Here is a 13,313-nt window from a genome sequence, read left to right on the forward strand (position 1 = left end):
TATTCCAATAAACAAAACTAAATAAAAATAGGGGCGATTAATTTTCATGATCAAAACTCCTTTGAAAGGAAACTTATACTAATTTCACAATGTAGGTTCACATTAACGATAACATACACAATTTTTTTACCAAATAACGGAATTTCGAATGTAACTTGATATTATTTAAGTTGCATCTAAAATGAAACAGCCCAACATCAGGCACTTCCTTATTTCTGCTGCTGGCCTATCTCTTTATTCACTTACTTTTCTTCGTTGCGGATTCGGTAACGATTACCGGTATTTAAATAGATCAGCCCAGCTACTAGGAGGGTTATCATTAAGCTAGTGCCGACAGTTAATAACCAATTCAGTTGAAAAAATTCCCCCATAAAGATTAAGATAATTGAAAATGTGAAACATAATACTAGCTTACCAACAGCTTTACATAAAGCCACTTTGTCGTATTTCGCCTTTTCTTCCGCTGACAGTGTGTTATAACCTGCAATCAGCATAGCGCCTTTTCCTTGCAGTAAAAAAAGGCTCGTGATGAGAAGGAGTAATATTCCACTTAATTGAATCAGTATTTCCATCGTTGTCATGATAAGCACCTCCGTAAGGGAAATTGTCTTTGGTTACTATACCGATTTATTTCCAGCGAAGTTTCACTTTTTGAAAAAAGAGGAATCCAAAAGTCTGCACTAGTAGGTTTTAAAACTCATATTTCAATAGGATCTAGCTTTACATATGAGGGATTATCGAAATTACTCTGAAGGACCGGATGCTTATAATTGAGCATCCAGACGTATGAATAAGCAGATACGAAATAACAGATAGCAGGTGGGTTCCAGTTGAGCGTGACAGTTGAAAATGTGGCGGAGCAACTCAAAGAATTGATTGTCGGGTCGATTTCTAATTGAAGTGAAGTTGAGAAAAGAGGCTTATAGTGTAGCGTGCGAATGACAGACAGGAAGGTGAGATTGATTTTCGCAAATTATTTGAAAAGCAAATATACTTAGAAGAGGGAGACAACGATCCAAATTAATTGGCTCTCGTCATGTCTAAAAAGCTAAGATCGTTCTTTTAGATACAGGAGAAACTTTAACAATTTTGCACTAGGAAACGGAGTTGAAGTTATGAAATTTTTGCTCACATCCGCAGGTGTCACTAACAAAAGCATACAAAATGCGCTGGTTCAAATGTTGGGTAAGCCAATCGCTGACTCCAGGGCTTTGTGCATCCCTACTGCGATGTATGGACACCCTTGGGTTGGCCCCGGCATCAAAACTTGGGAGTTTATCAGCGGAAATTCCGAGAACCCCATGGTTGGCCTAGGTTGGAAGTCGGTCGGCGTGCTTGAGCTTACAGCGCTGCCGAGCATTGACCAAGACCGATGGGTTCCGCTGATCCGGGAGACGGACGTCCTGTTGGTGGCGGGCGGCGATGCCCTCTACTTGGCACACTGGATGCAGCAATCTGGGCTGGCTGAGCTCTTGCCATCGCTGGATGCAGTTTATGTAGGAATGAGTGCAGGAAGTATGGTGATGGCACCTCGCATCGGGGAAGACTTTATTGGCTGGACTCCACCTGACGGAAGTGATGAAGCGATAAAGCTTGTCGATTTCGCCATCTTTCCGCATCTGGAGAATGAGATGCTGCCGGAAAACACCATGGCTAACGCAGAGAAATGGGCTGTCGGAATAGAGGGGCCAGCTTATGCGATTGATGATCAAACCGCTATTAAAGTGATCGACGGAGCGGTCGAAATTATTTCCGAAGGGCGATGGAAGTTGTTTGCCCCCTGATGTAACTTGATTTTAAATCAATTAAAATAGAGATAAAATTCTTGTGATGAAATATGATTTCACTTAATCGGATCTTCATTTAACCGGAATCAAGATAGAATGGACCTGTGAAAAAATTCTCTTGAGTAAATTTACTCAAGAGAATTAATCGCCAGGGCTCAAGTTATCGGAAGCTGCATAAATAAAAGAGAGAAAATAGGCTAATTAAAGCTTATTTTTTCTCTTTTGCTGTGGGAGAGTGTCCTTTTATGAACGATTTTTAGTTATTAGGTTCATTACTAATAAATAGAGCTGTCAAAAAGCTCATTTTGTAAAGTTAATTCTAGTTAATCAAAAAGTCCTTTTTAAAAAAGACGCTATTAATAATATCAATGGTTACGTGCAGATTTGGAAACATAACCGATATACAAAAAGACAAATCCGGTAATTGATGTTGCCACTGCGAATAATAATCCCGTAGCACTTGCACCCATTCCAGCACCAGTGATAGAACCTACAATATTAAGAATAAGAAAATGAATTACCAAGGGAAGTACAAAAGCAGTAAGGTAGCCAGCATTAATCCATCTCTCTTTATCATTTCCAGCGATTTTATAGACAGTAAAGCTTAACAAAGCGATATAAGCAGCCAAAATTAAGATCATACGCATCCTCCTATTTCACTTTTAGATAAATTGGCAATAACTTTTCTCATAAATGATTTATTAAATATAATACTACCATATATTAGGGGGGTATATGTGGAGGCTGAAACACTAAGAAACATGTATAGCTGGAGAAGAACAGCCGTCAATGCTTAGTTAACATATGAGGGCTTATTAAAAGTAAAATAAACAATTGGATTTTAAGAAGAGTCTATTGCGAAGCATGACTATTTTTTATCGAGTTCCATTATAGAAAGAGTCTTAAAGAATTACTACTTGATGAATGTAGATACGTTGTATATACTAAGTGTATAAATAGCACTCTGAGGAGTTGATTCACATGCCGCAAATCAAGCAGAAAGTCGGTCACCGAGAGGCTAAACTACAGAATTGGGGTAACAGCAAAGCCGTTCGGCTTACAAGAGATATCCTTGAGGAAGCCGGGTTCAATGCAACTGATGATGCTGTATTTGATGTAGAGGTTGAACCAAATCGGATTTCGTTAGTTCGAAAAAGCAAGTTAACTCCGTTTCAAAAGTTATTTGCTGATTATAATGGTGGAAAACCTGAGCCTGAAGCACTTTGGGATGAAGTAGAACCAGTCGGAAAAGAAGATTGGTAAGCAATTAATAGGCTCAAAAATCCTTTGCCTGTACTTAATCCTCAATGGAAAAGTACAGGCACTATTTAATTGGAGGAGTAGTGATGACAAGATTTTTTAAGGGTGGGGATATTATAAAAGTCGATATGTCCCCGGCAAAAGGGCACGAACAGCAAGGTTATCGTCCAGCCATCGTAGTTTCAGAAGAAAATGTACATAAAGAGACCGACTTAATTTGGGTCTTGCCAATCACCAATACGAATAAAGGTTACCCAACTCATGTACCGGTAAATGGGAGAACCAAGAATCACAAGAACAGCGTAGCAACCAATCAGACAACAGGATATGTATTGTGTGAAAAGATAAAGGCAATTGATCCATTGGCCAGAGCTGCAAGATTAACAGACGAGGCCGATCAAGAGTTGATTGAAGAATGCAAGGCTATTATCGATGCCATTACTTTCATAGGGTAAAGAAATTAAGACCAATCATTATGATTGGTCTTTTTGAGTACTGAAATTCATTTTGTTCTTAAAAGTGTACTTTTACAAACGGTTTTTATTTGTATAGCTTTGATTTTAGTTTCAGGTATTTATACTGAAGAACTATTGTTATAATTAAATTAACAAATTATTCTTTTTTTTCAATTTATATCTAATTAAAAATAATGAAATACAAGGAGGAGAACTTATGGAGACGATATTTTTATTTTCTTTAATAATGATGATCTTAGCTATAGCAATACTTAACACTTCCAAAGTTGAAAAGCTAGAAAAAAGGATAAAACAACTTGAGGAAAAGCAATAACATTCAAGGTTTGCAAACTCCTAGACGTATGGTTACTAATTTTTCGTTTTTACCACTATCTTTTAACAAGATTATCGAGTTGAGCATGAGTCATAGTCAAAAAATCAACGAGCTGCAAATTGAACTGGACGATTTTGAAAATTTTTCGACAAAATCCACGTAGATTTTTTGTTAGAAATACTAGGGTTTGACTTTATAATAAGTGCAGTTAAGTTACATTCAACTCTTGTGTTAAATAGAGAACGATAAAGAGAATTGTTAAGAAAAGGTCAATATAATACTTAATCTTTTTAGCGATAGAGGAGAGAGTACAATGAAAGGGACTATCTTAAAAGTAGCAAGCATGCCATTTCGTTTCGTTTGGCTTTTCGATTTTAGCCGCTAACACGCTGTTTTTGGAAGAGTTTTTCCAACTTTTCTGTTTGTCTACTTCTAAAAAAGGGTAGATATTGGCAGGACTCTTTCGAGAGTTGTTACCGCATGATCCAATCTTGATGAAGAGGTGAGCACAGATGAAAAACGAACTAACCATAAAAAACAAACTGGGCCTCGGCACAGCGCCGCTTGGCAATATGTTCAGAGAAGTTCCACAAGACGAGGCGATGCAGACAATTCAGTCCGCATGGGATGAAGGCATTCGCTATTTTGACACAGCGCCATTTTACGGGGCAGGATTGGCTGAACTGAGACTTGGTGAAATTTTGCCTTCTTATAATCGTGACGAGTATTTGTTGAGCTCAAAAGTCGGCCGTATTGTGCTGGACGAACAGGAAGAAAAAGAAGGGCTGTTTGAGTTTGGACGCAAAAACAAGATTTTAACGGATTACACAGAGGACGGAACACTCCGATCGATTGAAGACAGCTTAAAGCGTCTGAAAACAGATCGTTTGGATATGGTCTATGTACACGACATCTCACCAGACTTTTTAGGTGATGAATGGGTGACAAAGTTCGATGAAGCACGCAAAGGTGCCTTTAAAGTGCTGGACCGACTCAGAGATGAGGGAGTCATCAAAGCTTGGGGACTTGGCGTCAACACGACCACGCCGATAGAAGTGGCGCTTGAGTTGGAAGAAGCACATCCGGATTTAAGCTTGTCAGCTACCCAATACACCTTATTGCAGCATGAGCGTGCCCTTGAACGCATGATGCCACTGGCACAGGAAAAAGGCGGCGGACTCGTAATTGGATCTGCATTTAACTCGGGCGCATTGTTAGGCGGAGACCATTTTGACTACAAGGAAATCACGCCGGACATCCAAAAGAGAGTCGAACGCTTTAACGATGTGGCACGCAATCACAACGTGAGTTTAAAAGACGCGGCACTTCAGTTTTCGACAGCCCATCCTGCAGTAAAAGCAGTGGTGACCGGTTCGACAAGACCTGATCGCATCAAGGAAGACTTGCAGGCATTGCAGGCAACCATCCCAGCTGCTTTTTGGGAAGAACTGATTGACAAGAGGCTTGTTTCTTCGAAAGCTATTTTGCCTGGTATATAAAATTTCATCAAAGACAAAAGCATAAGAAAAGGTTCCAGTTTAATTACTGGAACCTTTTTTGCTGTTTATACTTCACCTCACCATTTTTTGTGGCTCACTTTCCCTGTCATAGTTGTTCGTAAAAGTTCATGTGAAACGGCGAATGTTCGTTAATTATTCTGATAGGCTTACGAACGGTTATTTTCCGGTTTTAGTAATTTTTAGAGTGTTCGTAAAGGTGTACTTTTAAGAACGCTTTTTTAAAGCGCTCCATATGAAATCCTTATTTGACAATTTCAAATGGTGCTGCCAGTCCTCGATGCACTGCGCGGTAATGGCCAGGAGTCAGATTGTTCTCTAATGTATTTACTTCGATGGTAAGAAAATGCTCTTCTCCAGGACTCAGAGACAATAAAATCTCTTCAAAATTTGCACGAAAGTAGGGGAATTCAAACCAGATCCCAATTCTATAGTCTCCACTACACTGTAAATTGATATTTATGCTTTATTTATATGTCTAATAGTAACCTAATGAAAACTAGTTTACATATCCCGAAATTATCGGCAGTTCCATAAGAAAAAGAGAAAGACGATGCTAGTAACTCAGTATCGTCTTTCTCTTTTAATGACCTCTTATAATTTATGATTTGTAAAAAAAGTTCGAATAACGAATATGGAAATTAATTTGGGTCTATGGCCTTTTCTTTATAGCTCAATCAGAAAAATCCCTGATTAAGGTATCTAGTTCTGCTTCATCATAAATTTCACCATCGCTGAGGAACTTCTCAATGTCGATTGTTCCATCATCTAAAAATTCAATTTCCCATCTTTGACCTGGCACAGAAACTTCCACCATCAAGGCTTCTTCTCTCACTTTACCCAATTTGTAAAAGATATTTTTCTCTTCGAGTTTGTTTAGAAATTCGTTTAGCTTCATGAGATTCCTCCTAGTTTGTAGTTAGAATTACTGCTGTTTCTGATAGTCTACCTCAGAAATTTTATTCAAAATAAACTAACTGCTATTAAATAGATACTGATGAATACAAAAAGCGAACCGCTTATAATCAAAAATAACTTTAGCAACCAAAAATTTACGATTGGTGGAAGGAACAATGTATGTGTAAATCCTTTAAAATCATCTGTATTCAAGAAATCTTTTTTTTCTTATAGAAACTACTCCGAGGAATAGACAACCAACTCCCATGAGTAGAATTAATATACCAGAATTTAATTGATTGAAATTCAAAAAAATCCCCTTTTCTTAGTTTTCTAGTATCTAAACTCCAATAACTTGTGATATGTCTATTTTTCTGGTTGATTATTACTTTATACTGTTGTTTAGTTAGTGTGTTTTAGGCACTCTCCAGTCATGGTATAATTAACCAAATCAATAAAAAGTTTATAAAATGATGAACTGCGAATGCACCTTCCACTAATAACTTTATTTATACTTAATCTGTTTTGTGAAAAGGTGGTTTCTTTATGAAATTAACAATACTGCTTCTGCGTTTTGTATATCTTCCTTTAGCAGGTCTTTTCATTATCCCTGTGTCTTTTTGGTTTGCAGCTGGCTTTATCTCTGAATATGGACCTGAAGCACCTATTTTTATCTTTCCACTCTGGCTTATCCCTGGCGCAGTGTTCCTTCTGGGTGTAGTCATACAATGTTGGATGAAATATTTTTGGATAGGAATAAGCATTACTGTACTTTCGTTTATCCTTTTCTTTGCAGATATCATTCCTTATAGAGCAATCGAACTCTTATAACATGAAACAAAAAGAAGTGGTGACTGCTTGATGATGACTCTGAGTGAAGTAAGTGACAAATTAAATAGCCAACTTTCTACTTTACGATCTGGAACAAATATAACCGGAAAAGAGTGAAGGTCAAATGGAAGTATTTATAGCTGCATTTTGTAGTATTTGGATAGCGTTTATGCTTTATATACTTATTGAAAAGAAAGTAAAAAAGCGTGAAAAATTTCTTTTATATTTCTGTATTGCAACCCTTCTTTTTGTTATAAGTACATCCTTCTCTTATTAAGTAACTTTGTGAAAATTTGAATGTAACTTATTTAGTAAGTTACATTCATAACCTGCTTCCATTAGCTTCTGCGAAATTCTTGTCACAACTGAGTTTACTAGAAGAAATCATGCATTTAAAGGACAACTTGATAGGACATAAAGCTAGCTTTTTGAAAGTTATAGGTTTACATATGATTTGATTACTAGAAGGGTAGATGCCCTATTACCTTCTTTTTTTTGTTCGATAAATTGTACATTCATGAACATCAAATTACTTAGGAGATAACTAATTTTAAAGATGTCGCTTTGTGTTAATAAAAACAAAAAGAGATATTCGACATAACTCTTACAATAGTTAATTACGAAGGTAGACTAAAAAGAAAAAATAATTAAATGTAAGTTTGGCTTCTTATTTCATTAACGAGCTGTAAAATTTGAAAAGTAACTCCGGCTGGAAGTCTGATTTTGAAAGGTTCCTGTAATTACTAATAAGGAAGGATAGAGATAAAATGAGAAAGGTGACTGCATTACTGATTATTGGGTTAATCATGCTGCTTTTAATTGTCAGTTTCCAATTATACAGTAGCCCAGAACTGGCAAGTGAGCCTCCTGAATTAGTGTTGACGCATAACGGCGAGGCACTTAACCAGGGACTCGCCGTTATTTGTTGGGGCAACTGCCAAGAGCTGTCTAAAGAGAAAGACCGCCCGATTGATATCGGATCAAGTCAGTCTCTAAACTTTAAGGTCAATGAATTACCGCCAGAAGCTTTGGTTGAATTTAAGCTAGATGGAAGGCAGCCAGATCGATTGGGCTATCGGGCGGACACTATGTCGTCAGAAGACACTTCAGTAAGAAGAGGTCATACCGTTACACTTGAAAAAGGAGCGAATAAGTTTGTTCTTCCTTCAACCTCTAATACTGATTTCAGTAACATTGTATTTGTGGCAGAGTGGTTTGATCAAGATGAATTACAGGGAGCGATGGAGATCGCTTTTAGTGCAGATTATAGGTGAGGATAGGGGAGCAGCTTTCTGGATTCAACAAATTGAACTATCGAACTATAGGATTTAGGTTTTCTAAGCAAACTACATTAAAATAAAATCGACACGATTAGAGTGGTAATAAATTACTATATATCTGAACTAAGTTATATTTAATGGACAATATGTAAAAGAAATTGCCACAGTTAGACTGCTATCAGATGACTTCAGTATTTTGCCAAAATCATTTTTAAAATGCCATTGCTTACGCATTCTAGTGCAATGCTTTAATAGCTCTTTCAATTTTGAGGCTGGTCACCTGTTTAAATCAACTTCCCCTTTACCGAAGCAACATTCAGATCTGCCTTCAAGCTTCATTACTGAGCTATGTAGAAGGTGATCTATGCATTGTAAGTTCGCGAATTTGCTATAACGAGGTCTAAAAATAAAAAAAACCCCAAATGAAGTCACTTTTAAAAGTGACTTCATTTGGGGTTTAGCTCATTACAGAAGCAGCTTTGGTTTCATATTGCGCAGCCAAGGGATAGCCGCAAGCGATAACTGCAGTTTCTGCCAAAATCATTAAGGAATCCAAGTAGAAGTCCGGTAAGTCCATTTCTTTCTTAATAATGGAAAGCTCTGTACAGCCTAAAATAACACGGTCGCATAATTTCAGTTTCATAAATGTTTCAATTTCTGCCCAAACTGCTGTGTCTCCAGGTTTACCGGCTTTTACATTGTCATAGATTATCGACATGACTTTAGCTTGAGTTTTATCATCGGGCAAAACAGCCTGCAGTCCATGTTCTTTAGCAGCATGTTGATAGATCATTGAAATCACTGTCCCGGAAGTTGCAAGAATGCCTACATTTTCTGCCCCTTCTGCAGCCGCTCTTTTCATCGTTTCATCAACCATGTGAATGATGGGTAGCAGAGGGAATTCTTTTAACAACTCTGAGTAAAAAGCATGAGCGGTATTGCATGGAACAATAATTACTTCTGCTCCTAAAGAAACAAGCTTATGTATATCTGAGATTATGAGAGGAATGGGATTTTCTTTAGAACGATCCAAAAGATAAGCAGTCCGGTCCGGAATTCCAGTATTATTTATAATTAAGGAATGAACATGCTCTTGGTCCGAAGTAGCATGTGTACGGCGGACTATCATTTCGCCTATAGACATGGTTGCAAGCGGCCCTACGCCTCCTACAATGCCAAGTTTTTTCTTATTCATAGATTAAGACAAACCTTTGTTGTTAAAATGTTTTTTATATTTACGATGGTAATTTAAATTATTTAACACTAGTTTAATCCAGCGCTTCGGGTTAAAATCCTCTTTGTAAAAAAGTGAGTTGGTCATTTTTCCCTCTTTGATTAAGCGCTGAGCTTCGTTCTTCAATCCCTTGTTTTGTGCATACTTGAAAAGGACACTCTTGGGAATGATCATCCAAAGATGTTTATCTTGTGCATAAGTCAGCTCCATTGGCTTATTGAAAACATGGTCGTCTGCGACATATTTCATCAAATTATGGCCACCCGCCGTCACATAGAAACTACTTCTGCCATTTCTTAAGTTAATTTCAAAGAATTTGTAGGAATCATCTCGTGCATCATATTTCATATCGAAGTTCGCGAAACCACTGTAGCCAATATCTTCCAGGAAGAAACGTACTTTATCAAGCAATTTTTCATCGTAAGCATTGATTATCGCTGCATAACTACCAATGCCTTCTGGTGAGTGCTCTTCCAAGATGGGGTTGCCGAGTGCCATTAATTTAACTTTTCCATCTTTTCCGACATATGCATTCAAAACACGCATAAAGGAATCATCGCCGGGAATAAATTCTTGGATTGTAAGGTTATCTTTGTAAGGAGAACTGTATATGGCTTCAAGAATTGCATTCTTTTCCTTCTCATCATGAGCCACAAACACTTTTTTCTTACCTGGAAATGATACGTTCCAATATGCTACAGAATTGGACGGCTTGATAATAATTGGAAAGTCAAAATCAGCTTTAAATGTTTTGTAATTCGCAAAAGTACAAAGCTCTGTTTTAGGGTAGCTGAAATTATATTGGTCACAAAGTGTATAAAAGTTCTCTTTTAAGACAATTCGATCCATTAGTTGTTCATTGATATAGGGAATGGAAAAATAAGGTTCCAGATTCTCTTTATTTTTGATAATCAATTTTGCATAGTCATCGCCACATGCGAGCAGTAAAAGCTTTTTCCCTTTTTGCTTTTCAGCGACTTTTAATAAAGCAGAGAGAAACACATCATCCTCATTCAATCTGGGAATCTCTTCGAATGTTAAGATTGAGCTATTCTGTGTTGCCGTGAGATTGGCGCGTCCTAAAACAAGGGACTTAATGTCGTATGCTTCATGGAATGCGCGTGCCATACCGTATGCATTCATATCCGAACCGAGAAGAACTGGCAAAAAATTAGGGGTTGTAGTCAAAATCGATCAGCTTCCTTTTTTATGATTTATTTGGATAACGAAAATTTTAGATTGTAAAATTCAAAAACTAAACTTTTAAAACAGCAATCTGTGTCCTTCAGTATATCAGTTATTATAATTATTACCAATTTATATCATTTATACCATTAATAATATACTTATTCTTTTCTGTTATTTAAAGGTAAAATATACTTTTCAGATATAGGGTAGAGAGTCAAACTAACTATTAAATTTATAAATTTTTTAAAAAGTGCTAGAAGTCTAAAAAAATAAGTTGTATTCAATTTCCTAATTAAAGTATTTGAAATATAGAGTTGGGTGGAAATATAGTTTACATATTAAAATTTCATAGAAGTATTTGGTTCATATACACAATAAGAGAAAACTAAAATGAAATGAAACCCGCACTCAAATAAAAACTCTCGTTCATAAAAAAACGAATATATTGATGGGTTAAAATAATAAAGAAAAATGACGGCTGGCAAATTAGCCGGATAGGAACTGTACAGGCAAAAGTTGCCGCTTGTATATTTAACATTGCTTTTAGCTGATTTTTTCTAGTATTCTTCATTTGAACGCTGCTTACTTGCAGTTATGTTGCATTCAGCAAGTTGCTAAGTATAAAAAAGAAGGTGAATTTATATGGAAAATAGAATTTTGTTCGCAGTTATTTTATTTTTTGTCCTAGGATCAGCTGCGGTTAGTGGCAGTGATTCAATTAGTCAAACGGCTAAATCAATATTCCATGGGATCGGTATGCTAACTCTAGGTATAATCGGAATTGTCAGTCTGTACAACATTGCCAAAAAAAGAGGGAAAAGAAAATATGTAGTTCATATTAGCTTTTGTTCAGAATCTGAATGTAATTTATTGGTCAATAAGTTACATTCAATGCTTTAATTTTCGAAGTTTATTTCAGACTTCAAAAGATAGAAATAGTCTATATATCCAAAATTATTAAGCAGATGAGATAGCAACTGGAGGCAGTTGTTATTTTTTGTTCACTTTTTTTTCATACAAACGTTATAGAGGTAAGGAGGACGGTGAATGAGCGATTCCATAATCGACCAAAAACTATATGAATGTTTACAAAAAGTAAAAATTTACTTAATGAAGATAGGAGCTTCTAATGAAGATGCAGAAGATATCGTTCAGGAAACTGCCTACAAATTTATTCTCTATATGGACTCGATTGGTCCGCATTATGCGGAAAGTTGGCTCTACCGGGTCGCAGTCAATGGCTATTACGATCTGTATCGGAAAGGCTGCAGACGACAAGAGATTCTGCTGAAGTTTAATTTTCACAAGCTAAGTGAAGAAGATACTCCGGAAGTAGTGTTAATGCAAAACGAAATGAAAAAAAATGTGGAGAATGTCTTGAAAAAGTTAAAACCGAAGCAACAGCAGCTATTATTGATGAAATATAGTATGGGGATGGCTATTCGAGAAATCGGGGCACTTATAGAGATGAAAGAGCAATCGGTGAAAACCAATTTGTACCGGGCGCGTAAAGATTTTATTCGAGAATACAGGAGGCAAGGTCATGAGTGAAAAAAATGAGCTTTTTAAACCGGATAACGAGTTTTCGAAGTTAGTGAAGAAAGCCAGAAGGAAATCGCTTTTACGAAGCATTGTCATCTCTATTAGCGTGACTGTTTTGTTCTTTGGGGTGCTGCTTTGGTTTGGCACCTACAGAATGGATCAGCAAGTTGCAGAAACAATTGCGAACGATGGCAGTTGGCAATTTATTAAAGGGGCAAATGCGGAGAGTAATGGTTCTATGATTACGAATACACCTTTCTCAAAAACCGTCACAACGGAACAAAATAAAGAAATCGCAGGGGTGGTAATTCCTTGGGGACAGAAGGTGAGAACCTTGTCGATCTTTGGCACTTCTCCTGCGGCACAGGCTTCAACTCTTTCAAGTTCAACAAATACGAGGGACGGCAGAAACACGCTTTATTTCCAAGGTGAGCGTGTTGTTGAATTTTTTTACCCAATCGGAACCTACTCATCACTACCTGATGATCGCTACATATTGGATGAGATTCCAGAGCATCAAGTTGTAGAAATGGCGTTTTCATTTGACCAGTCCTATTCCATAAATGAAGTGCGAAAAAAATTCTCGGACCAATTGGCCTGGTACTGGGTTGATGCGACTTCTACAAGCGAGAAGGTGGAGGCGAAAAAACCCATTAACGGAAATGATGCCTATGGTTTTATTTCCAAAATTGAAGAAATAAATGAAGATGCTGCGGAACGCTTCATTCAGCAGATTGAATGGCTGCAGAAAGAGGGAGGTCAACAACAGGAAGCTCAACGCCTTTACGATGTGCTAAGCGACTCTGGAAAAACAGAATTATCACCGGAAAATTTAAAAATAACGGGAGCGGTCGTCACGGGAACCGCAGAGGAACTGAAGAAGTTCAATGATGAATCGATGATTCGTGCAGCTGTATTAGGGGCTACAGCTAATCGGTATTAGGAAGAACGGAGAAGCCAGACTCTTATTACTTTATCCATTTTCTTT

At 37.2% G+C, this 13,313-nt stretch carries 15 protein-coding genes; 9 read left to right on the forward strand and 6 right to left on the reverse strand.

Annotated elements, in window-relative coordinates:
- Positions 1-242: 242 nt before the first annotated feature.
- Complete coding sequence (locus tag AC4EHK_RS07985) at positions 243-581, reverse strand: DUF3784 domain-containing protein (RefSeq protein ID WP_490978267.1); 339 nt, start codon at positions 579-581, stop codon at positions 243-245.
- Between the two features lie 534 nt (positions 582-1,115).
- Here AC4EHK_RS07985 and AC4EHK_RS07990 point away from each other — a divergent pair.
- On the forward strand, positions 1,116-1,784 hold the full coding sequence (locus AC4EHK_RS07990) for a Type 1 glutamine amidotransferase-like domain-containing protein (protein WP_490978268.1): 669 nt from the start codon (positions 1,116-1,118) through the stop codon (positions 1,782-1,784).
- 368 nt (positions 1,785-2,152) lie between these two features.
- On the opposite strand, the gene AC4EHK_RS07995 is transcribed toward AC4EHK_RS07990, so the two are convergent.
- Positions 2,153-2,428, reverse strand: a complete 276-nt coding sequence (locus AC4EHK_RS07995; protein WP_490978269.1) for a hypothetical protein — start codon at positions 2,426-2,428, stop codon at positions 2,153-2,155.
- A gap of 340 nt (positions 2,429-2,768) precedes the next feature.
- On the opposite strand from AC4EHK_RS07995, the gene AC4EHK_RS08000 reads away from it, so the two are divergent.
- From AC4EHK_RS08000 to AC4EHK_RS08010, 3 genes are all read left to right on the forward strand, one after another.
- On the forward strand, positions 2,769-3,050 hold the full coding sequence (locus tag AC4EHK_RS08000; protein WP_490978270.1) for an AbrB/MazE/SpoVT family DNA-binding domain-containing protein: 282 nt from the start codon (positions 2,769-2,771) through the stop codon (positions 3,048-3,050).
- Between the two features lie 83 nt (positions 3,051-3,133).
- Positions 3,134-3,502: a type II toxin-antitoxin system PemK/MazF family toxin gene (locus AC4EHK_RS08005; protein WP_490978271.1), complete on the forward strand. Its 369-nt coding sequence runs from the start codon at positions 3,134-3,136 to the stop codon at positions 3,500-3,502.
- 846 nt (positions 3,503-4,348) lie between these two features.
- On the forward strand, positions 4,349-5,335 hold the full coding sequence (locus AC4EHK_RS08010) for an aldo/keto reductase (protein ID WP_490978272.1): 987 nt from the start codon (positions 4,349-4,351) through the stop codon (positions 5,333-5,335).
- 262 nt (positions 5,336-5,597) lie between these two features.
- Here the strand turns inward: AC4EHK_RS08010 and AC4EHK_RS08015 are convergent, their stop codons facing one another.
- A complete protein-coding gene (locus tag AC4EHK_RS08015) occupies positions 5,598-5,816 on the reverse strand; it encodes an immunoglobulin-like domain-containing protein (protein ID WP_490978942.1) in 219 nt (72 codons plus the stop codon).
- Between the two features lie 210 nt (positions 5,817-6,026).
- The gene (locus tag AC4EHK_RS08020) at positions 6,027-6,251 is read right to left on the reverse strand and encodes a hypothetical protein (RefSeq protein WP_490978273.1); all 225 of its coding nucleotides are present in this window, start codon (positions 6,249-6,251) and stop codon (positions 6,027-6,029) included.
- Between the two features lie 545 nt (positions 6,252-6,796).
- On the opposite strand from AC4EHK_RS08020, the gene AC4EHK_RS08025 reads away from it, so the two are divergent.
- Both AC4EHK_RS08025 and AC4EHK_RS08030 read left to right on the forward strand, forming a co-directional pair.
- Positions 6,797-7,081, forward strand: a complete 285-nt coding sequence (locus tag AC4EHK_RS08025; RefSeq protein ID WP_490978274.1) for a hypothetical protein — start codon at positions 6,797-6,799, stop codon at positions 7,079-7,081.
- A 767-nt stretch (positions 7,082-7,848) separates the two neighbouring features.
- Positions 7,849-8,355, forward strand: coding sequence for a hypothetical protein (locus AC4EHK_RS08030; RefSeq protein ID WP_490978275.1), 507 nt, complete (start codon positions 7,849-7,851; stop codon positions 8,353-8,355).
- 463 nt (positions 8,356-8,818) lie between these two features.
- Here AC4EHK_RS08030 and cuyB read toward each other — a convergent pair whose 3' ends face one another.
- Both cuyB and AC4EHK_RS08040 read right to left on the reverse strand, forming a co-directional pair.
- Entirely contained in the window at positions 8,819-9,556 is a 738-nt protein-coding gene (gene cuyB / locus AC4EHK_RS08035; protein ID WP_490978276.1) for a cysteate racemase, read from the reverse strand.
- 3 nt (positions 9,557-9,559) lie between these two features.
- A complete protein-coding gene (locus AC4EHK_RS08040; protein ID WP_490978943.1) occupies positions 9,560-10,738 on the reverse strand; it encodes a carboxylate--amine ligase in 1,179 nt (392 codons plus the stop codon).
- Positions 10,739-11,425: 687 nt separating this feature from the next.
- Between AC4EHK_RS08040 and AC4EHK_RS08045 the strand changes: the two genes are divergently transcribed.
- The 3 genes from AC4EHK_RS08045 to AC4EHK_RS08055 all read left to right on the forward strand — a co-directional run bounded on the left by AC4EHK_RS08045 (position 11,426) and on the right by AC4EHK_RS08055 (position 13,268).
- Entirely contained in the window at positions 11,426-11,683 is a 258-nt protein-coding gene (locus AC4EHK_RS08045) for a hypothetical protein (RefSeq protein ID WP_490978277.1), read from the forward strand.
- A gap of 147 nt (positions 11,684-11,830) precedes the next feature.
- A complete protein-coding gene (locus AC4EHK_RS08050) occupies positions 11,831-12,334 on the forward strand; it encodes an RNA polymerase sigma factor (RefSeq protein ID WP_490978278.1) in 504 nt (167 codons plus the stop codon).
- Entirely contained in the window at positions 12,327-13,268 is a 942-nt protein-coding gene (locus tag AC4EHK_RS08055) for an anti sigma factor C-terminal domain-containing protein (RefSeq protein WP_490978279.1), read from the forward strand. The genes AC4EHK_RS08050 and AC4EHK_RS08055 overlap by 8 nt, the downstream gene beginning before the upstream one ends.
- Positions 13,269-13,313: the final 45 nt, after the last annotated feature.

The sequence above is a fragment of the Planococcus sp. TJ-307 genome (assembly GCF_058268435.1).